General features: G+C 61.2%; 15 protein-coding genes. 12 read left to right on the top strand and 3 right to left on the bottom strand.

The window, feature by feature from the left end; translation table 11 throughout:
- From B7X90_RS04390 to B7X90_RS04380, 3 genes are all read left to right on the top strand, one after another.
- The coding region (locus B7X90_RS04390; RefSeq protein ID WP_292622082.1) for a strawberry notch C-terminal domain-containing protein at positions 1-1,279 on the top strand (1,279 nt) is incomplete at its 5' end.
- Positions 1,254-2,291 (top strand): putative 2OG-Fe(II) oxygenase, encoded by a 1,038-nt coding sequence (locus B7X90_RS04385; protein ID WP_292622079.1) that lies wholly within the window; start codon positions 1,254-1,256, stop codon positions 2,289-2,291. The genes B7X90_RS04390 and B7X90_RS04385, both read left to right, overlap by 26 nt.
- Position 2,292: 1 nt before the next feature.
- Positions 2,293-3,618: a glycoside hydrolase family 32 protein gene (locus tag B7X90_RS04380; RefSeq protein WP_292622076.1), complete on the top strand. Its 1,326-nt coding sequence runs from the start codon at positions 2,293-2,295 to the stop codon at positions 3,616-3,618.
- Here B7X90_RS04380 and B7X90_RS04375 read toward each other — a convergent pair.
- The 3 genes from B7X90_RS04375 to B7X90_RS04365 all read right to left on the bottom strand — a co-directional run bounded on the left by B7X90_RS04375 (position 3,597) and on the right by B7X90_RS04365 (position 7,168).
- Positions 3,597-4,496: an ROK family protein gene (locus tag B7X90_RS04375; RefSeq protein WP_292622072.1), complete on the bottom strand. Its 900-nt coding sequence runs from the start codon at positions 4,494-4,496 to the stop codon at positions 3,597-3,599. The two genes, B7X90_RS04380 and B7X90_RS04375, sit on opposite strands and share 22 nt — an antisense overlap.
- Positions 4,493-5,998 (bottom strand): MFS transporter, encoded by a 1,506-nt coding sequence (locus B7X90_RS04370; RefSeq protein ID WP_292622069.1) that lies wholly within the window; start codon positions 5,996-5,998, stop codon positions 4,493-4,495. Before B7X90_RS04370 ends, B7X90_RS04375 begins: the two co-directional genes overlap by 4 nt.
- Before the next feature lie 135 nt (positions 5,999-6,133).
- Positions 6,134-7,168: a LacI family DNA-binding transcriptional regulator gene (locus B7X90_RS04365; RefSeq protein ID WP_292622066.1), complete on the bottom strand. Its 1,035-nt coding sequence runs from the start codon at positions 7,166-7,168 to the stop codon at positions 6,134-6,136.
- Between the two features lie 339 nt (positions 7,169-7,507).
- Here B7X90_RS04365 and B7X90_RS04360 point away from each other — a divergent pair, with 339 nt between their 5' ends.
- From B7X90_RS04360 to B7X90_RS04320, 9 genes are all read left to right on the top strand, one after another.
- A complete protein-coding gene (locus B7X90_RS04360) occupies positions 7,508-10,210 on the top strand; it encodes a TonB-dependent receptor (RefSeq protein WP_292622063.1) in 2,703 nt (900 codons plus the stop codon).
- Positions 10,211-10,346: 136 nt separating this feature from the next.
- Positions 10,347-12,143, top strand: a complete 1,797-nt coding sequence (locus tag B7X90_RS04355; protein WP_292622088.1) for an alpha-amylase family glycosyl hydrolase — start codon at positions 10,347-10,349, stop codon at positions 12,141-12,143.
- Positions 12,140-13,774 carry an alpha-amylase family glycosyl hydrolase gene (locus tag B7X90_RS04350; RefSeq protein WP_292622060.1) on the top strand — a complete coding sequence of 545 codons (1,635 nt, stop codon included), beginning with the start codon at positions 12,140-12,142 and terminating at the stop codon, positions 13,772-13,774. Before B7X90_RS04355 ends, B7X90_RS04350 begins: the two co-directional genes overlap by 4 nt.
- Before the next feature lie 56 nt (positions 13,775-13,830).
- The gene (locus B7X90_RS04345; RefSeq protein WP_292622085.1) at positions 13,831-15,822 is read left to right on the top strand and encodes a glycoside hydrolase family 97 protein; all 1,992 of its coding nucleotides are present in this window, start codon (positions 13,831-13,833) and stop codon (positions 15,820-15,822) included.
- Positions 15,823-16,015: 193 nt separating this feature from the next.
- A complete protein-coding gene (zwf, locus tag B7X90_RS04340) occupies positions 16,016-17,464 on the top strand; it encodes a glucose-6-phosphate dehydrogenase (protein ID WP_292622057.1) in 1,449 nt (482 codons plus the stop codon).
- Positions 17,457-18,083, top strand: coding sequence for a 6-phosphogluconolactonase (locus B7X90_RS04335; RefSeq protein ID WP_292622054.1), 627 nt, complete (start codon positions 17,457-17,459; stop codon positions 18,081-18,083). Before zwf ends, B7X90_RS04335 begins: the two co-directional genes overlap by 8 nt.
- A complete protein-coding gene (edd, locus tag B7X90_RS04330; RefSeq protein WP_292622051.1) occupies positions 18,083-19,903 on the top strand; it encodes a phosphogluconate dehydratase in 1,821 nt (606 codons plus the stop codon). Before B7X90_RS04335 ends, edd begins: the two co-directional genes overlap by 1 nt.
- A gap of 37 nt (positions 19,904-19,940) precedes the next feature.
- Positions 19,941-20,909: a glucokinase gene (locus B7X90_RS04325; RefSeq protein WP_292622048.1), complete on the top strand. Its 969-nt coding sequence runs from the start codon at positions 19,941-19,943 to the stop codon at positions 20,907-20,909.
- A 162-nt stretch (positions 20,910-21,071) separates the two neighbouring features.
- Positions 21,072-21,854 (top strand): enoyl-CoA hydratase-related protein, encoded by a 783-nt coding sequence (locus B7X90_RS04320; protein ID WP_292622045.1) that lies wholly within the window; start codon positions 21,072-21,074, stop codon positions 21,852-21,854.
- The last annotated feature ends 41 nt before the right edge of the window (positions 21,855-21,895 follow it).

Raw genomic sequence — 21,895 nt, 5'->3', positions numbered from 1 at the left:
CGGAACCGTAGTTATCTGGAGTGAAATCATGGAAAACCGAAGAAAACCTGCGCCTCCTGCCGCCACGCTCGACATAAACTGCGACTGCAAAGAATATGTCATCGACTATCTCGCCAAAAGCTTTCCTGTCCGCCTGATGGCGGTGTTCACGGACGAAAACGGCAATCCTCGCTCAGAGCCCATGAGTGACGAGCAAGGCGCACCGGTGCTCTGCCGCTCTGCGCTTGCCGCGCGCGACCGGATGATCGAACAGCTCTGCGCCTTGCCGCCGATTGCCACCGCGCTTGATGCCATCATCGAACGCTTCGGCGTCGAACAGGTAGCGGAAGTCACCGGTCGTACACGCCGGCTCATCGTCGGCCGCGACGGTCGTCAGAAGCTCCAATCGCGGTCGCCGCGCGCCAACGTGTCTGAGACCCAGGCGTTCATGGACGGCGCCAAGCGTATCCTGGTCTTCTCCGATGCCGGTGGAACCGGGCGCAGCTACCACGCTGATCTTACCGCGAGGAACCAGGCCCGCCGTGTCCACTTCCTCCTCGAGCCGGGCTGGCGGGCGGACGCCGCAATCCAGGGGCTTGGCCGGACCAATCGCACCAACCAGGCATCAGCCCCGCTGTTCAGGCCGGTGACCACCGACGTGCGCGGCGAGCTCCGGTTCATCTCGACTATCGCGCGGCGACTGGACAGTCTTGGCGCTCTGACGCGCGGGCAGCGCCAGACCGGCGGGCAGAACCTGTTCGATCCCGCTGACAATCTCGAAAGCATCTACGCCAAGGAAGCGCTCCATCGCTGGTTCGGCCTGTTGTTCACCGGCAAGCTCGAAGCGGTCAGCCTTGGACGATTTCAGGAGCTGACGGGCCTCCGGATCGAAGCACCCGACGGTTCAATGGTCGATGACCTGCCCTCGATCCAGCGTTGGCTCAATCGCATCCTTGCACTTCCTATCGCCTTGCAGAACGCGATCTTTGACGAGTTCATGGGGCTGGTCGAAGCGCGCATCGATGCCGCCCAGCAGGCCGGCACACTCGATCTCGGCCTTGAGACCATCGCAGTCGAGGACTTCACGGTGGTGTCTGCGCGCAGCCGGTCATTATGCGCGCGCAGCCGAACTTTCGCCTGCGCGGATCGATCTTCAGCGCAGCAGAGCGACAGCTCTTTCAGCAGAAGGGCGGCAGGCAGAGGGCGAGGCTCTTCTCGAACAGATCCTTGCAGAAAACCCCGCCTGGATCGACGGGCATCGCTGCCTTTGCGGAATGCGGGCAACTGCCGGAGATGCTGACTTCGCACGCAGCTTTGCCGCAGCAATCGCGCGCGATCCGGGCAATTTTGGCCTGCGCATGGCGTGGTTTCACGTCCTTGCCTCGGCGAAGGATTGGGATGCTGCGCGTCATGTGATTGCAGACGCGGAAACGCTGCTGGGTGAGCGGCAGGCGTCGCTGCTGGGCAAGCTGTTTATCGCCAGCGAAAGCGGGGAAGGGGCGTGTGATCCTGCGCTGTTCGATCAGGTGGAGCATGTGCAGGACGTTGGGCTGGACCTTGCGCGCGTGCGGCATTTCCTGCGCGGTGGTCAGGTTGAACGGGCACGCGATGTCTGCGTGCGGCATATGGGTACGCGGGCGATGCGGGCGTTCTGGTCCTATCTCTCGCTCGCGTGGCGTTTGCTGGGCGATGCTCGGGCGGATTGGCTGGACGGCGGGATGCGCGATGTGCGCAGCTTCGATCTGGATTTCACGGCGGTGGAGCTTGACGATCTCGCAGTAACCCTGCGGCGGCTGCACACGATGCAGCAACCATGGCACGAACAGTCGGTTCGTGGTGGCACGCAGACGGAGCGGCCCTTGTTGCTGCGCATCGATCCGGTAATCGCAAACGCCCGAGCAAAGATCGAAGCGGCGGTGCGGCACTACATCGATGACCTGCCGCAGGCCGATCCGGCACACCCGTTGCTGGCCGCGCCACGGGGACGTTTCCTGTTTGCAGGAAGCTGGTCTGTACGACTGCGACCGGGCGGCTTCCACTCCGTCCATACCCACCCGATGGGCTGGATCAGTTCTGCGCTCTACGTCACGGTGCCAAACGCGAAGGATTTGGGTGCGCCACCTGCGGGGCACTTGCAGTTCGGCGCACCGCCGCCGGAACTGCACCTTGCGCTGAAACCCTATGGCGAGGTGGTGCCCAAGCCGGGCAGGTTGGCGCTGTTCCCCTCCACCATGTGGCACGGCACCGTGCCGTTCACCGATGGCGAGCGCATGACGATCGCCTTCGACGTGATCCCCAACATGAAAGCCTGAAATGCGACCGCGCTATCACTTTGCTCCCGCCGCCAATTGGCTGAGCGATCCCAACGGCCTGGTCTGGCAGGATGGGGAATGGCACATGTTCTACCAGTACAACCCGTTCGGTGAGGAGTGGGGCCACATGTCATGGGGCCACGCCGTCAGCCGCGATCTGGCGCGGTGGCAGGAATTGCCGGTGGCGTTGGCCGAAGAAGACAGCACGATGATCTTCTCCGGCTCTGCCGTGATCGACCATTCAGGTGGTGCCGGGTTTGGCAAGGATGCGATGATCGCAGTCTACACCGGCGCGCGGACAGACCGGGCGCTCCAGATCCAATGCATTGCCGCCAGCACTGACCGTGGGAGGACATTCACGAAGTTTGCTGGCAATCCGGTGCTGGACCGGCAAATGGCCGATTTCCGCGATCCCAGCGTGTTCTGGCACGAGCCTTCGCGGCAGTGGATCATGGTCGTGGTGCTGTCTGATGAGAACCGGGCGCTGATCTACGGCTCGACCGACCTGAAGGTTTGGCACGAGCTTTCCGAGATTGCTCGCGATGGAGCGCCCGGCCATCTCTGGGAGTGTCCGTTCCTGATCAAACTGCCCATTGAGGGATCGCGGGAAATGCGCTGGATTTTTAAAGTTGATGTGCTTTCCGGCGCACCGGGATCGGGCGCACTTTACCGTGTCGGGCGCTTCGATGGCACAAAATTCACGCCTGAAACGGAATGGCAGGTCACCGATCATGGCGACGAATTCTATGCTGCGATTGGCTGGACCGATCCGCGCGATGGCGGGGACCGCCCCACATGGATCGGGTGGATGGGCAATCACGCGGTACAAAAGCATTTGCCGAAGCAGGGCTGGAGAGGGGCGATGAGCTTGCCGCGTCGGCTTTCGCTGAGGCGCGTCGGCGCTACGCTCACGCTGGTGCAGACGGTGGAACCATCTTGCCGCGCGCAGTTTGCCGCAGCAGAGATCGTGGCACTTGGCGATGGATGCAGACCACTGGGGAGAGCGGCCTTGGTGGAAGCACCTGCGCGTGAGGATTGGCAGTTTACACTTGCAGATGATGCCGGCCGCACGTTGGAATGTGCGTTTGCCGCTGGCCTCCTGCACGTGATCCGCCGCGATCCGGTGACGCCCCAACTGGACCATACTTCGACCATTACGGTGACCGATGATGAGCCGATTGAAATCTGGCTCGACAGCGGGAGCATCGAGGTGCTGGCGAGCAAGGGCGCGGATTGCCTGACCTTGCAGCATCGCCTTGCCGGGGAGGCATTCGGCCTGCGCGGCGAAGGTGCGCTGACGGTGCGTTATCCCTTGGCGAGTGCCTGACGTCCAAGTTCGATTGCGCCGGTGATGCCCGCGTCATCGCCAAGACCGGGCGTGACGATGTAGCTCTGCAGACCCTCGTCCAGACGTGGATGGCTGATATAGCCATTCAGCTTTGCGGCAGTCTCGCGGCGCACTGCTTCCACCAGTCCCGGTGCCTTCATGACGCCACCGCCAAAGATCAACCTGTCGGGCATGTGCAGTAGCACCAGCGTACTGGCGAGGTGCGCGATATAGCTGGCGATCAGCTTGGTTTCGTCATGCCCCAGTTGGTCAAGGCTCTTGCCCCAGCGGCGCTCGATCGCAGGGCCACAAGCCAGACCTTCAAGGCAATCGCCGTGGAAGGGGCAGATGCCGGGAAAGGGATCGCGAACACGATCACGCGGGGCCACGATGTGGCCGCTTTCGAAGTGTGATATGCCCATCAAGGATCGGCCATCGCGCACAACGCCTGTGCCGATGCCGGTGCCGATGGTGGTATAGGCCAGCGTCCGGCAACCTTGCCCTGCGCCCGCCATCCATTCGCCGATTGCTGCGCCGTTCACATCGGTATCCACCATGATCGGAGCATCGAACTGGCCCAGAGCATCATGGAATCGCGCGCCTGCCCAACCGGGCTTTGGCGTGGTGGTAAAGGTGCCGTAGGCCGGTGAGGCAGGGTCAATGTCGATCGGGCCAAAGCTTGCCACGCCGAATGCGTCGATAGGCCCATGTTCCGCGCTAGCCTGTTCGAAGAACGCCCTCATCGCGAGCCAGGTTTCGCCGGGCGTGTTGGTGGGCATACGCGTGCGGGCAAGGATTTCGCCTTGCTGCGTTGAGAGCGCGAGAACGAACTTCGTGCCCCCTGCCTCCACCGCACCGATCAAACCTTGCCCGCTCATGCTGCAACATCCTTTGAATTTTCGCGAACCAGCATCATCGCCGCAGCCGCCAATGCCATCATCAATGCGGCTACCAGCATCGTCCAGCGCGGCTCTCCGGGGAAGAAGCTGCGCATGATGCCACCCATCAGTGTGGCAACGACAAGCTGGGGTATGACGACGAAGAAATTGAATATCCCGATGTAGATGCCGAACTTGCGGGGCGGCAACACGCGGGTGAGGATCACATATGGCATCGACAGGACCGAAGCCCAGGCAATGCCCATGCCGACCATCGGCAACAGCAACATGACAGGGTCACGCATCAGCAAGAGGCCGATGAACCCGGCGGCCCCGCACAGCAGCCCAACGGCGTGTGTACCGGCATTGCCGATGCGCTTTGCAAGGGCTGGCAGGAGGAAGGCCACCACGATGGCCACCCCATTGTAGAACGCAAACATCACGCCGACCCAGTCTGCGCCTTCATTGTAGGCGGCGCTTGCAGTGTCGGTCGCGCCAAAGGCTTGCGCGGTGACGACCGGGGTAGTGTAGATCCACACGATGAAAAAGCCGATCCACGTGAAGAACTGCGCAAAGGCGAGTTGCTTCATCTGCACAGGCATCTGCGCAAGATCGGAAACGATGTGGGCAAGAGCACCCTTGGCAGACGTGGCGCGAACGCCGATCTGGATTGCCCCAAAGAGCGCAAGCCCGCTGCCCAGAACATAGAGCTGCTTATCGAGCTGAAACGCAGCAACCAGCGCCAGAAGGACACCACCAGCAGTAACCCACAGCGGGCCGGTGCGTGGGTGGACCAGCGGCTCATGCTGCACAACATCCGGGTTCGCGCTGGTGCCTTCAAACGCGGCCATTTCATCCGGCGCATATTCGCGCACGCGCAGAACGGTCCACCCCACACTCAGCACGATGGCCACCGCGCCAAGGTAGAAGCTGTAGCGCACTGATGCCGGGATCACGCCGTCAGGTGCGGTGTTGGCAATGCCAAGCCAGTTGAACAATGCGGGAGCAAGGCTGCCCAGCACTGCTCCTGCACCGATAAACGCCGTCTGGAACGCGAAGGCCTGCGCGCGCTGATCATCGGGCGTCATGTCACCGGCAAAGGCGCGGAACGGCTCCATCGCAACGTTCAGCGAAGCATCCAGCATCCACAGGAAAGCCGCCGCAAACAGCAGCAGGCCGGCGTTGGGCAGGCCGATCAGTGCGAGTGCAGCCAGCACAGCTCCGGCGAGGAAATAAGGACGGCGGCGGCCAAGGCGCCCCCAGGTGCGGTCCGAGTAGTAGCCGATCAGTGGCTGCACCAGCAGGCCAGTGACCGGCCCTGCAATCCACAGGAAGGCCAGGTCATCAACCGAGCTGCCGAGCGACTGAAAAATCCGGCTGACATTGGCGTTCTGCAGCGCGAAGGCGAGCTGGATCCCGAAGTAGCCGAAGCTGATATTCCAAAGGCCCCAGAAGCTCTGCCGCGGCTTGGGCGGGGCGAAGGCGCCGGAATATGTGGTCATCTCTACTCCCCGATCACGGCGCTGCTGGCCGTCTGGCGCGACCATGCTTGTGGCTTCATGCAACGCGACGTCGCAGAATCCGCACGGCGCTGCAATCGATGCGCATACGAATACCAAAAATTGCGAGCTGGAAGATCAACCGCCGCTGCTGGCGCGGACCACCAGCCGGGCTGGCAACACGCGGGGATTGGGGGCGCGACCTTCAACCTGCGCCAGCACGCTTTCGACCAATGCCTCGCCGGCGAGCCGAATATCCTGCATCAGCGTGGTCAGCGGTGGCGATGTAAAGGCAGCGGTCGGGATATCGTCAAAGCCGACAACCGCAATGTCATTGGGCACATTCAGGCCAGCTTCGGCCATCGCTCGCATCGCGCCAATGGCGATAAGGTCGCTCGCGGCGAACACGGCGTCAAAGGGCATACCACGCGCCAGCAGTTCGTGGGCGGCTTTGTAGCCGACTTCCTCGTCCGATACGGCATCGACGATCAGGTTGGGGTCTGGCTCCAGCCCGGCTGTAGTGATCGCCTTGGCAAGGCCTGCATAGCGCTGCTCAAACTCTGGGTAGTGTGAATCCGCCTGGCCCAGAAAGGCGATTTTTCTGCGCCCGCGTGCCAGCAAATGCTCCCCGGCCATCCGCCCCGCGCCGAAGTTATCAGAGCCGACGGTTGCGCCGATCGTCCCTGCATCGACCGAACCCCAGCGCACGAAGTGCGTACCGGATTTCAGCAACTGGCGCAGGCGCGGCTCGTAGGCAGTGTAGTCGCCATAGCCGAGCAGGATCAGGCCATCGGCGCGGTGGCTATCCTGATAGCGCTTGTGCCAATCGTCATCCAGTTTCTGGAATGAAATCAGCAAGTCCAGCCCACGGTTGGCGCAGTGCCGGGTGATCGACCCGAGCATGGCAAGGAAGAACGGATTGATGTTCGATTCATCGGGCGTCGGGTCTTCAAAGAACAGCAGCGCCAGTGTGTTTGACCGTTGAGAGCGCAATGACGAAGCGTTCTTGTCCACCGTATAGTTGAGCTGGCGGGCAATGGCCTCGATCTTCTGCCGGGTGGCTATGCTGACCGATTTGCTGCCACGCAGCGCACGGCTGACCGTTGGCTGCGAAACCCCTGCAAGATAGGCAATGTCAAAGCTGGTTGGCTTGTTCGATGGCCGACGCCCCATATCCCCGTCTCTCCCGCCGCCCGGTGTGGTCCCGAAGCTGGCTGGCCAAGAGTGTATGCGTGAAGTTCCACTCATGCAATCAGGAGTCTGCGACCGTGCAATACCGGTGTGAAGGTGCCGATTTATCGGGATTTTCGGGCGGGTCCGCTGCGTGGCAAGAAAGCTTCATCTGAAACCAAATTACGCATAGTATACGTATGCCATATTCGTCATCGCCGCTCTCTCCCTTAAAACCGGATTCGAACGGAAGCCCGGCTCAGCGGCGCCGTCCTTCGCATCACGATACATCGACCAGATTTCGAGGCCGGAAATGTCCGGCTTGGGGGAGTGAGATTCAACATGGCTATTCGCACATTCACCGCAATTGCGGGCGCTTCGCTTGCAGCATTGACCATGACCCTCGTCGCCAGTCCGTCGTTGGCGCAAGACGCCACGGCAGAACCACAGGCCGCGCCAGAAGGTGAAGAGCAAGCCATCGTCGTCACCGGGTTCCGCGCCTCCTTGGCCACGGCGGTGAACACCAAGAAGACCTCATCGGTGATCGTGGAATCGGTTTCGGCTGAGGACATTGGCCGCTTGCCCGATGCATCGATCGGTGAATCGATCGCCCGCCTGCCGGGCCTGACCACCCAGCGTCTGTTTGGCCGCGCCAACTCCATCGCCATTCGCGGGTCGAGCGCCGACCTGTCGTCGACCACGCTGAACGGACGCCCGCAAACGTCGACCGGCGAACAGCGCAATGTCGAGTTCGACCAGTTCCCCTCGGAAATCGTCAGCCGCGTCGATGTCTATAAAGCACCGCAGGCCAACCTTGTGCATCAAGGCCTGGTCGGCACGGTAGATATCAAGACGATCCGCCCGCTGGAATTCGGCAAGGGTTTGGTCTCTTTCGGCGGACGCGGCACCTACACCGATCTGGGCAAGGTCAACGCTGACAGCAACGAATTCGGCTATCGCGCCACAGGCACTTATGTTGGTCAGTTCATGGAAGACCGCCTTGGTGTGGCGCTGTCTGCGGCATATACCGACGAGCCGTATCAGGCGCAGGAATTCGAGGCCTGGGGCTATGCCGATGCGCCGAATGGCACCAAGGTCATCGGGGGAATGAAGCCCTTTGGTGTTTCGACCCAGCTCCAGCGGCTCGGCATCCAGGGCACTGTTCAGTTCAAGCCGGTGGACGAACTGATGCTGACGGTTGATGGCTTCTACGGCAAGTTTACCGACAAGCAGATCAAGCGCGGCGTCGAGTTTCCGCTGGCGTTCAGCCCGGCGCAACTGTCGACAGCGGGCATCCAGACCAATGGCAATCTGATCACGCAGGGCACTTTCACCGGTGTCGAGGCCGTGGTCAACAATCACGGCTATGAACGCCGGTCCGACATTTTTTCGGGCGGCTTCAATGCGGACTGGACCGGTGACGATGGCTGGTCGGCGTCGTTCGATTTCGGCTATTCGAAGACCGACCGCAGCGAGCTGACTTTGGAGACCAACGCCGGGACAGGGCCGGGCGCTGGCGTGGGCGCTGCCGATACGCTGACATTCGTGAGCGGTCCTACCGGCACTACGTTCACCAGCAACACGTTGGATTACGGCAACTACAACACGATTGTGCTGACCGATCCGCTGGGCTGGGGCGCTGGCGCACCGCTGGGTTCGCAGGAAGGGTACTACAACGATCGCATCATCGACGATGAGATCAAGAGCTTCCAGATCGAGGTGGGCAAGGAACTGGAGAGCGGTTTCCTGTCAAAGCTGACGGTCGGCACGGCCTATGTTGATCGCACGAAGGGCAAGACGCCGGTTGAATCGTTCCTCAACCTTGCCGGTGGCGCGAAGTCGCTGACAGTGCCGGAAAAGTACCGCACGGGCGCGACCGATCTGGGCTTCATCGGTGTCGGTCCGATCATCGGTTACGATCCCTTCGCGATGCTTGAAGACGGCGTCTATGTCCTGACGCCGAACACCAGCAAGGACGTTCCGGCCAAGGCCTACTCGGTGACCGAGCGGGTCATGTCGATCTACATAAAGGGCGATCTCAAGGCTGCTTTCGGCGCGGTGGAGATGGACGGCAACATCGGCCTGCTGGCGCAGAACACCGAACAGAAATCACGCGGGTTCCAGAACCTTGCCTCGGCCAGTCTGGTGCCGGTGACGCGCGGTGCGCGCTACTGGGACTTCCTGCCCAGCATGAACCTGAACTTCCGTCTGCCCGCAGACTGGGTGGTCCGCGTTGCTGCGGCCCGCGAAATCCAGCGCCCCCGTTTCGAAGACATGAAAGTCAGCCTCGATTACAGCTACAACGTCAACAGCGGTGTGATCACCGGCAATGGCGGCAACCCGCAGCTGGAACCCTATCGCGCCTGGGCAGCGGATCTGAACATCGAGAAGTACTTCGGCAGCAAGGGTTATGTCGGGGTTCAGATGTTCTACAAGAAGCTCGACAACTACATCTACCGCGATGTCGTGCCGTTCGACTACAGCGGCCTGCCCGTGGTCGCACCCGTGCCAATCACCAATTTCGTGGGCACAATTACGACGGCGGTAAACGGCACTGGCGGTGAACTCTACGGCGTGGAACTGGCAGGCACCCTGCCGTTTGATGTGATCACACCCGCGCTTGAAGGCTTCGGCTTCACCGGCGGCCTCGGCTACACCAAGACCTCGATCAAGCCGGGACCGAACGCGGACTCCATGGATCTGCCGGACTATTCGCGCTGGGTTGGTTCGGGCACGCTGTTTTTCGAAAAGGCTGGGTTCAACGCCCGCGTTTCGGCCCGTTATCGCTCGTCGTTCCAGGGCATCTTCGTTGGCTTCGGTGGCGAGCGTGAACTGCGCCGCGCGCTGAAGGAGACCATTGTCGATGCGCAGATCGGGTATGACTTCCAGGAGAGCAGCCCGCTCAACGGTCTGTCGCTGTTCCTGCAGGGCCAGAACCTGACAGACGAACCGTTCGTCTCGGTCGATAACGGTGCGCCGCTGCAGATCCGCAACTACCAGACCTATGGCCGCCGTTTCATGGCCGGGTTCAACTACAAGTTCTGATGGTTCCCTCGGAGGGGGCGGCCTCATCCCGCCCCCTCCACCCTGCTTGCGCGGGATTGCAACGCAATGCAGTGTAAGGTGCGCTCTGACCGTGGAAGGGGTCCAGCCCGTGCGTAAACTCGTTGCCGCATCTCTGATGGCGTTCTGCGTGGCGCAGTCGGCACTTGCCGATGTTCCGATTGCTGAAGTTCGCGCGCGACCAGCAGCGGGGGAGACGATCTACTTCCTCCTTCCCGACCGTTTCGAAAATGGCGACACGAAGAACGATACCGGTGGCCTGAAAGGAGATCGGTACAAGACCGGATTCGATCCTGCGGCCAAGGGCTTCTACCACGGCGGCGATCTGAAGGGGCTGATGTCCCGGCTCGACTATCTGCAAGGCCTTGGTGCGACCGCAATCTGGGTGGCGCCGGTATTCAAGAACAAGCCGGTTCAGGGCCTTCCGGGGCAGGAGAGCGCCGGATATCACGGGTACTGGGTCACAGACTTTACCCGCGTCGACCCACATTTCGGGACCAATGCCGAATTCAAGGCTTTGGTTGATGCGGCCCATGCGCGGGGGCTGAAGGTTTACATGGACATTATCGCCAACCACACGGCGGACGTGATCCAATACAAGAGCGGCCAGTACACCTACCGCGACCGGGCGAACTGGCCCTATTCGCGCAAGGGTGGTCTGAAAGGTCCTGCAATCAATCCGGGGTTTGCCGGCGACGAGGATTCCAGCGAGGCAAATTTTGCCAAGCTGACCGATCCGGGGGCGGCCTATGAACCCTTCGTCCCGGAGGCAGAGCGCAACGCCAAGACGCCAGCGTGGCTCAACGATCCGTTGTTCTATCATAACCGGGGCGACACGACTTTCCGAGGCGAGAACAGCCGCTTTGGCGACTTTGCGGGACTTGATGACCTCTTCACCGAACACCCACGCGTTCGCAGCGGGATGATCGAGATTTATGCCGACTGGATCAAGCGGTTCGGCATCGACGGCTATCGCATCGACACCGCCAAACATGTCGATCCCGGTTTCTGGCAGGCCTTCATTCCGGCAATGCAATCCACCGCCAAGCAGGCGGGCATCCCCAACTTCGCGATCTTTGGTGAAGTGGCGCACGAAGGCTCAGACCCCGGCACCATCGCGCGCTACACCCGGCGTGACGGCTATCCGGCAGTGCTGGACTTCGCATTCCAGGGCGCAGTGCGTGCGATAGTGGCGCAAGGGAAGGGCACCGAGGTTCTGGCCGACACCTTCGATGGCGACGTGTTGTATGAGGGCGGCGAGGCAGCAGCGCTGGCCATGCCGACGTTCCTTGGCAATCATGACATGGGCCGTTTCGCCATGCTGGTGCGCAAGGACCGGCCCGGAATATCCGACGCCGAAGTGCTGGCGCGGGTGAGCCTTGCCCATGCCATGCTGCTGACCTTGCGCGGATCGCCGGTGATCTATTCCGGCGATGAACAGGGCTTTATTGGCGACGGCAACGATCAGGATGCGCGCGAGGATATGTTCCCAAGCCGGACCGCCAGCTACAACGACAACGCACTTGTGGGCACCAGTGCTACCACCGCTGCCAGCAATTTCGACACCCGGCACCCGCTTTACCGGCTGATCTCGACGCTGGCAAAGCTCCGCCGGGATCATCCCGCCATTGCGCGCGGGCGGCAGGTTACGCGGACGTATTCAGAGGTGCCGGGGTTGTTTTCCGTATCCCGTTTTGATCCTGTCACAGGTAGGGAATACCTGATTGCCTTCAACACGTCTGAACAGCACCTAACTGCACCAAGCGTGCTCCAAGCGACCGCAAACAGCCTTGAAAGCCTTTATGGTCAATGTCCTGCGCACGTAACAGCACCGGGTTCGGTCATGCTTGAAATTCCCGCTTTCGGCAGTGTGGTCTGCCGAGTCTCTCCCTCCCCGGAAAAACCCGCTCGATGAATAAGACCGAAGCTCTTCACGCTGATCACGACACGAAAAATGCTGTGCCGTGGTGGCGCGGTGCGGCGATCTATCAAATCTACCCGCGCAGCTTCTGCGATTCCAACGGCGATGGAATCGGCGATCTTCCGGGGATCACATCGCGCCTCGAACACGTCGCCCGGCTTGGCGTCGATGCGATCTGGGTGTCGCCCTTCTTCACCTCGCCGATGCGCGATTTCGGCTATGACGTGGCGGACTATTGCGGCGTCGATCCGATCTTCGGAACGCTTGAAGATTTTGACGCGATGGTGGCGCGGGCGCACGAGTTGGGGCTGAACGTCACCATCGATCAGGTCTATGCGCACACTTCGGACCTGCACCCGTGGTTCCAAGAGAGCCGACAGGACCGCACGAATGGCAAGGCCGACTGGTACGTCTGGGCCGACCCAAAGCCCGATGGCTCGCCGCCATCAAACTGGCAGTCGGTATTCGGCGGGCCAGCGTGGACATGGGATGCGCGGCGGCGGCAGTATTATCTGCACAACTTCCTTTCCAGCCAGCCGCAGGTGAACGCGCATAACCCGGAAGTGCAGGAAGCCCTGCTGGGGGTTATGCGCTTCTGGCTGGACCGGGGCGTGGACGGGTTCAGGCTGGATGCGCTGAACTTTCTGATGCACGACCCGACGATGCGCGACAATCCGCCTGCGCCCGACGATGGCCGCCGGAAAACGCGTCCGTTTGATTTCCAACTCAAGATCTACAACCAGTCGCACCCGGACATTATCGGGTTCATCCAGCGGGTGCGGGAACTGTGCGACGAATATGGCGCGGTGTTTACCGTGGCCGAAGTGGGCGGCGATCTGGCCGAGACGGAGATGAAGGCGTTCACTGCGGGCGAGCAGCACCTGAACAGCGCCTATGGTTTTGATTTCCTTTATGCGGACAGGCTCACGCCGAAGTTCGTCGAACAAGCGGTGTCCAAGTGGACCGATGCGCCGGGGATAGGCTGGCCAAGCTGGGCCTTCGAAAACCACGATGCGCCGCGCGCGCTTTCACGCTGGTGTGCGCCGGAACATCGCGATGCATTCGGGCGGTTGAAGGCGATGCTGTTTGCATCGCTGCGGGGAAACATCATCGTCTATCAAGGCGAGGAACTGGGCCTCACCCAAGTCGATATCCCGTTCGAACAGTTGCAAGATCCTGAGGCGATTGCCAACTGGCCGCTGACGCTTTCGCGCGATGGCGCGCGTACGCCGATGCCGTGGATAGTGCAGTCAGGTGAGGGGGGCTTTACCGTGGGCGTGCCGTGGCTGCCAGTGGGTGAGGATAACCTCGGCCGCGCGGTTGACCGGCAGGAAGCTGACGCGGATTCGCTGCTGAACCTTACCACGGCATTGCTGCGTATGCGGCGCGATCATCCCGCTTTGCGTCTTGGCACATTCGAAGTGCTTCATGCAGACGAATGCCTACTTGTCATTCGACGCATTTACGGTCAGCAATCGATTGCAGGAGTGTTCAACCTGTCATCGTCTTCTGTGGCGCTTCTGCAAGGGTTGCTACGGGATGGAAACCAACTCGCGTCGGTCAACGGCGCAAACGGGGAGCAGCTTCCGCCATTCGGCGCGCTGCTGATCGAAGAGAGGATCTGATGCGATACAATTTGGCTTGTGCAGCGCCGCTGGCGCTGACCCTTTCGTGCGCCCTCATGACGCCTGCTTTTGCCGAGACGGTGACTGCAGCTTCGCCCGATGGCTCCATTGTCCTGTCGGTCACGACCGACAACGACGGGCATCCGATTTATAGCGTGATGCGCAAAGGCAAGCTGCTCATCGGCTCATCAATGCTGGGCTTCATCACCAGCGATGGCCCCACGATGCAGCGCGGGCAGAAGATTGTCGGCAGCGAGACCGCGTCTGGCAAGGAAACGTGGGAACAGCCGTGGGGTGAGCGGCGCTTTGTGACGGACAACCATAACGAACTGCTGGTGCGGTTCGAGCAGGTGCCCGACTGGGGCAGCCGCCGCATGAACGTGCGCTTCCGCCTGTTCAACGACGGTGTGGGCTTCCGTTATGAAATGCCGGAACAGCCCGCGATGCAGGTGATGAAGATTGCCGACGAACTGACCGAGTTCAACGTGGCGCAGAATGGCACCGCATGGTGGATTCCCGGCAGCGAATGGAACCGTTACGAGCAGGTTTACCAGCAGACGGCGATTGACGGTGTTTCGACCGCGCATACCCCGATCACTATGAAGCTGGAGGATGGGACGCACCTGTCGTTCCATGAGGCTGCACTGGTTGACTATTCGGCGATGTGGCTGAAACGCCAGACCGGCACATCTTTCCGCGCAACCTTGGCGCCATCTGGCAGCGGGCCGAAAGTCATCCGGGCGCTGCCGTTCAACACGCCTTGGAGGACAGTGCGGATTGCTGACGGTGCGAAAGGCATTGTCGAGAACGATCTTGAACTGAATCTCAACGAACCGAACAAGATCGGCGATGTCTCTTACTTCAAGCCGATGAAGTATATCGGCATCTGGTGGGGCATGATCCGGGGCGACTGGTCATGGGCGGAAGGCCCGAACCACGGCGCAACCACTGCTCGGACCAAGCAGTACATCGATTTTGCCGCGAAGCATGGCTTTGGCGGGGTTTTGGTCGAAGGTTGGGACATGGGCTGGAACGGCACTTGGTTCGGCAGCGGCAAGGACTTCAGCTATACCGAGGCAACCCCCGACTTCGATCTGGAGGCCGTGACGAAGTATGGCGCGAAGAAGGGCGTCATGCTGATCGGGCATCATGAAACTGGCGGCAATATCGCCAACTATGAAGCCCAACTGGACGATGCGATGAAGCTGTATGACCGGCTTGGCGTGCGCGCGGTGAAGACCGGCTATGTGGCGGATGCTGGCGGCATTCTGGCCCCCGGTGATACACCCGGCGCGTATCGGATGGAATTCCACGACGGCCAGCGCGCGGTTCAGCACCATCTCAAAGTGGTGCAGACGGCGGCGAAGCATCGCATCGCCATCAATGCGCATGAACCGGTGAAGGACACGGGTCTGCGTCGCACCTATCCCAACTGGATAGACCGCGAAGGCGCGCGGGGCATGGAATACAATGCGTGGGGCCAGTTCGCCAATGGCCCGGACCATGAACCGACGCTCGTCTACACGCGGATGCTGTCAGGCCCGATGGATTACACGCCAGGTATCCTGAGCCTTGAAGGCGCGAACAAGGTGCCGCTGGCGTCTACGCTGGCCAAGCAGCTCGGCCTCTATCTGGCGCTCTATTCCCCGATCCAGATGGCGGCGGACTTTGTCGAGAGCCTTGAGGCGTATCCGAAGGAACTGGCCTTCATCAAGCAAGTCCCGGCAGACTGGTCTGAAAGCCATCTGATCGCAGGTGCGGTGGGCGACTACGCAATCTTCGCGCGCAAGGATCGCAACAGCGAAGACTGGTATATTGGTGGGGTCAACGATGCGACGGCGCGTGATGTTGCGCTGTCGCTTGATTTCCTCGACGCAGGCAAGACTTACACGGCCATGATCTGGAAGGATGGGGAGGGGGCCACGTATGCAACCGACGCCCGCCATCGGATTGCTTACGCCACGCTGAAAGTCAGGAAAGGCGACGTATTTCCGGCATGGTTGGCCCCCGGCGGTGGCCTTGCCGTGCGATTGCAGCCAGCAAAGTAAGCCGGAAATGGAATGACGGGATTGCGGTCGGCGATGGTGCAATGCACAACCATCACCGGCCGTATCGCCGCGCATAGCTATCCTGCATACTTATGCGTGCTGAACGGCGGTCCTTTAGGGTCTAGGGCGGTGCCGCAAGGTGATCGTCAGCCGTCCATCTACGGCCCGCAACACCAACGGGAGAATTGCGTCGATGATCGAATCCAGCTGCTCGGCCTTGCTGCTGTTCGGCGCGACCGGGGATCTTTCCCGCCGCATGTTGCTGCCCTCGCTTTACGCATTGCATGAAGACGAACTGATCTCTCCCGACCTGCGGATCGTTGGCACGGCACGTTCCGAACATGATGATGCCGAATTCCGCGAATTTGCGCGCAATGCCTTGGCAGAGTTTCTGCCTGAGGATCGCAAGGACGAGGCCAAGCTGGCAAGCTTTCTTGATCGGCTGGAGTATCAGACGCTGGATGCGTCCAATGTCGATGGCTTTGGCGATCTGGCGAAGAAATTGGGCGATACGTCATGCGGCCTATCGATCTTCCTGTCGACCGCCCCGTTTCTGTTCGAGCCTACTATCGAAGGGTTGAAGCGTGCAGGTCTGGCCCACACCAACGTGCGGATCGGGCTTGAAAAGCCGCTGGGCAACGATCTCGCGTCGTCAACGCGCATCAACGACGCTGTGGCCGGGGCCTTTGCCGAGGAACAGATCTTCCGCATCGACCATTACCTAGGCAAGGAGACGGTCCAGAACCTTATGGCCCTGCGCTTTGCCAATATGATGTTCGAACCGCTGTGGAATGCGGGCGGCATCGATCACGTGCAGATCACGGTCAGCGAAACGGTGGGACTGGAAGGCCGCAAGGGGTTCTACGACGACACCGGCGCACTGCGTGACATGGTACAGAACCACATGCTCCAGTTGCTGGCGCTTACGGCGATGGAGCCGCCTGCGAACCTTGATGCGACGTCGATTCGCGACGAAAAGGTCAAGGTTCTTCGCGCGCTGCGCCCTGCGAAAGCGGAAGAGATGGTGCGCGGACAGTACCGTACCGGCGCGGTGAAGGGAGCTTCGGTCACCGGCTATGAGGAGGATCTGGGCGAGGCTTCGGACACTGAGACATTCGTTGCGATCAAGGCGCATGTCGATAACTGGCGCTGGACCGGGGTGCCGTTCTATCTGCGCACTGGCAAGCGGCTGAGTGAACGGCGCAGCGAGATTGTCGTCGAGTTCAAGCAAGTGCCGCACAATGTGTTTTCCGAGCGGGGAGGGCGGCTGCGCGCCAACCGCCTCGTGATCCGGCTCCAGCCTGAGGAATACGTGCGGTTGCAGGTCATGGCCAAAGAGCCGGGGCTGGACCGCGGCGGGATCGTGCTGCGCGAAGTGAACCTTGATCTGTCGCTGACCACGGCCTTTGCCAAGGCCCGCCGCCGCATCGCCTATGAACGCCTGCTGCTTGACCTGATCGAGGGGGAGCAGACGCTCTTCGTGCGGCGCGACGAGGTGGAAGCGCAGTGGAAATGGGTCGATGCGATCCGCAAGGTCTGGGCTGATACCGGCATGGAAGCCAAGCCCTATGCCGCAGGAAGCTGGGGTCCGAACGCCGGCATCGCGCTGACCGAGCGCGATGGAAGGAGTTGGAATGACTGAGGCTGTGGCAGCTACGGTTGAATGGGCTGAGCCGGGCGATGCAGTTGCGGTGGCTGATCACATCGCCCGCGTCGTTTCTGCGCCGGGGCACAAGCGGATTGCTTTCACCGGCGGCTCTACGCCGATCAAGGTGCTGGCCCTGCTGAAGGATCGCCCGCTGGACTGGGCAAGCGTGACCATTGCGCTGACCGATGACCGGCGCGTGCCTGACGATCATGCTGCCAGCAACTTTGGTAAGATTCATGCAGCGCTCGGAACATCGGGAGCGACATTCGAGCGACTTGAGGAAGGTGCTGAGGTTGCGCCTTTCGATCTGGTTTGGCTCGGCATGGGTGAGGATGGGCACGTTGCATCGTTGTTCCCTGAGATGAAGGCCCACGTGCGCCCCGGTCCGGCGGTGATCGCCACCACACCGATCCCGCTGCCGCCAGAAGCGCCGTTTGACCGGCTGACGCTCAACGCCAAGGCACTTAAGGCGACCAAAGAGATCATTCTGGTTGTTACCGGTGCTTCGAAGAAGGCGCTGATGGAGCGCGCCATTGCCGGTGATGACCGTTACCCGGTTACCGATTTCCTGCGCGGATATGGCCCGCCCGTCACAATCTACTGGAGCGAATGATGCCGCTGAACCCCACCGTCGAGCGCGTCACACAACGCATCATCGAGCGTTCGCGCAGCACGCGCGCCGCCTATATCGATCTGATTGAGCGTTCGCGCGAGCAGGGGCTTAACCGGCCGCAGTTGTCTTGCGGAAACCTCGCACATGGCTTTGCCGCGTCAGGCGACGACAAGGCGTTGATCAAGTCAGGCAGGGCGATGAACATCGGCATCGTTACCGCTTATAACGACATGCTTTCGGCACATCAGCCCTATGGCCGCTACCCTGAGCAGATCAAGATTTTCGCGCGTGAAGTGGGTGCGACGGCACAGGTGGCGGGCGGCGTTCCGGCGATGTGCGATGGTGTTACGCAGGGGCAGGATTCGATGGAACTGTCGCTTTTCAGCCGCGACAACATTGCCATGGCCACGGTCGTCGGCCTCAGCCACGCAATGTTCGAAGGTGCTTTGCTGCTGGGCATCTGCGACAAGATCGTGCCGGGGCTGCTGATCGGATCGCTTCGCTTTGGCCATCTGCCGACAATCCTTGTGCCCGCAGGCCCAATGCCGAGCGGATTGCCTAACAAGGAAAAGGTCCGCATCCGCCAGCTCTACGCCGAGGGCAAGGTAGGGCGCGACGAGTTGCTGGAAAGCGAAAGCGCGAGCTATCATTCGGCGGGCACCTGCACGTTCTATGGCACCGCCAATTCCAACCAGATGATGATGGAAATGATGGGCTTGCATATGCCCGGGTCCAGCTTCGTCCAGCCCGGCCAGAAGCTGCGGCAGGAACTGACGCGCGCGGCGACGCACCGTGTTGCGCAGATTGGATGGGACGGGGATGACTACCGCCCGTTGGGTCTGTGTGTGGATGAAAAAGCCATCGTTAACGCCATCGTCGGCCTGCTGGCGACTGGCGGGTCGACCAATCATGTGATCCACCTGCCGGCCATCGCACGCGCCGCCGGTATCCAGATCGACTGGGACGATATGGACGAGTTGAGTCGTGTAGTGCCCTTGGTTGCCAGTGTTTACCCCAATGGTGCGGGCGATGTGAACGCCTTCGCGGCCGCCGGCGGGATGCCCTATGTGATCCGTGAACTGATCGGCGCAGGGCTGGCCCATGCCGATATCATGACCGTTTATGGCAAATCGCTGGAAGAAGGGGCGCAGGAACCGGTGATGGACGGCGATGCTCTGGCTTGGGTGCCGCCGCCGGTGGTTTCAGCCAACGACGCGCTGCTGCGCCCGGTCGCGGCCCCTTTCCAGCCCGAGGGCGGTTTCCGCCTGCTTCGCGGCAATCTGGGGCGCGGGACGATCAAGGTTAGCGCCGTTGATCCTTCGCGATGGGCTATCGAGGCACCTTGTCGTGTGTTCGAGGACCAGAACTCGGTTCTTGCGGCGTTCAAGGCGGGTGAATTGGAAAAGGACGTTGTTGTTGTCGTCCGGTTCCAGGGGCCAGCTGCCAACGGTATGCCTGAACTGCACAAGCTCACCCCGCCGCTTGGTGTGTTGCAGGATCGCGGCTTCAAGGTGGCACTGGTGACCGATGGACGCATGTCTGGCGCTTCTGGCAAGGTTCCAGCAGCCATCCACGTCTCGCCCGAAGCCAAGCTGGGCGGCGCGTTGGCCAAGTTGCGCGACGGTGATGTGGTTCGGGTGTGCGCTACGACCGGGGAACTGACTGCACTGGTGCCTGAAGCGGAATGGAGCGCGCGGGCTGATTCGGTTGCACCCGGTGGCGGCGTTGGCGTAGGGCGCGAGCTCTTTGCATTGATGCGGGACCATTCGGACCCGGCGGAGCGCGGCGGTTCGGCAATGCTCGCGGCGGCAGGACTCTGAACGGATCGGCCTGAACAAAAATAAATCGGGAGTTGGGATGCAGGTTGTTGCAGTCGATATTGGTGGCACCCACGCGCGCTTTGCGATTGCAGAGGTCGAAGGTGGGCGCGTGCTCTCGCTGGGTGACGCTGTAACGCTGAAAACGGCCGAGCATGGCTCGTTCCAACTGGCATGGGAAGCTTTCGGTCAGACGCAGGGCACTGCATTACCAAAGGCAGCGGCTATCGCCGTGGCAGGACCAGTTGGTGGGGAGGTGATCAAGTTTACCAACAACCCCTGGATCATCCGCCCGGCGTTGATTCCCGAAAAGCTTGGCGCCGATCAATATGTCGTCGTCAACGATTTCGCTGCCGTTGCCCACGCGGTGGCGCAGGCCGATGCGGACCATTTTTTGCATCTCTCCGGGCCTGATCACGCATTGCCTGAGCGCGGCGTGATCAGCGTAGTAGGCCCCGGCACAGGCCTTGGCGTTGCGCAACTGTGGCTTGATCCTGCGGGTTATCGGGTGGTTCCGACCGAAGGCGGGCACATCGATTTTGCGCCGCTCGATTCAATTGAAGATGCTATTCTGGCCGGCCTGCGCAAGCGGCATCGCCGCGTTTCTGTGGAGCGCGTGGTCGCAGGGCCGGGCATCGTCGACATCTACGAGGCTCTCGCCCATTTGCAGCACCGCCCGTTCACGCAGCGCACCGACCGTGAACTTTGGGAACTGGGCACGTTAGGCACGGACAGTCTGGCTGCAGCGGCGGTCGACCGGTTCTGCCTGTCTCTCGGCAGCGTAGCAGGTGATCTTGCACTGGCTCATGGCGCAACCGGCGTGGTCATGGCGGGCGGCCTTGGTTTGCGGATCAAGGATACTTTGGCCCGTTCCGGCTTCTCCGACCGGTTTCGCGCCAAGGGACGATTCGAAGGTTTGATGGCCGCCATCCCGGTAAAATTGATCACCCATCCGCAGCCAGGCCTGTTCGGCGCAGCAGCCGCATTTGCGCAAGCGCACGCCGACTGACATTTTAGCCGGTTGGCAAATTGCGGCCACACGAGCAGCGATCGGTCTTTGGGTCGTAGCCGACTTAATCAGCCAATTAAATTTTGGTGGATTCGTTGGGCCGAGTCAGTATGCCTTGATCCGACGTGCCACGCGCGGAAGGCCAAAGAAGAGGATTGCCAGATGGACTATGAAACCATTCGTATCGAACGGATCGGCGACGTTCTGAAAATCGTGCTCAACCGGCCGGAGCGACTCAATGCCTGTCCGCCGAACATGGCGCTTGAACTGGCAAATGCCATGACCGATCTTGATGGCGCGCGGGCAGTGCTGATCACTGGCGAGGGGCGTGCGTTTTGTTCCGGTGCAGATCTTGCAGCAAAGGGAGAGCGGTCAATTGCCGGCGGTCGCGGTGCCTATACTGTTCTGACTCAGGCATACAACCCGTTGATGCTGACGCTTTCTCGTCTTGCGGTGCCGGTGGTGACGGCCGTCAATGGACCGGCGGCGGGTGTGGGATGTTCAATCGCACTGGCAGCGGATTTTGTAGTTGCGGGGCATAGCGCCTATTTTCTTCAAGCTTTCGTCAACATCGGCCTTGTGCCCGATGGCGGCGCATCATGGATGCTGACTCGTCTGGTTGGAAAGGCACGTGCCACGCAGATGATGATGCTCGGCGAAAAGATCAGCGCGGAAAAGGCAGAGAGTTGGGGACTCATCTACAAGGCTGTGGATGACGCAGCACTTCAGGATGAGGCGATGGCTCTGGCGACGCGGCTTGCCGCGGGGCCGACCGTCGCGCTGGGCACGATGCGCAAGAACCTCGCCAAGGCGCTTGAGGTAGACTACGCTAGCGCTTTGCTGGTCGAGGCTGAGGGTCAATGGCAGGCAGGCAGTAGCGCCGACGCTGGCGAAGGCGGAAAGGCGTTTCTGGAAAAGCGGAAGCCTGTTTTTACCGGACGGTGAGGAAATTCGGGCGGTGTGCGGCTCAGGTCGCGCACCGCGCA

The organism is Novosphingobium sp. 17-62-19, from assembly GCF_002256775.1.
Taxonomy (GTDB): domain Bacteria; phylum Pseudomonadota; class Alphaproteobacteria; order Sphingomonadales; family Sphingomonadaceae; genus Novosphingobium.
This window is presented reverse-complemented; position numbering and strand designations above follow the sequence as displayed.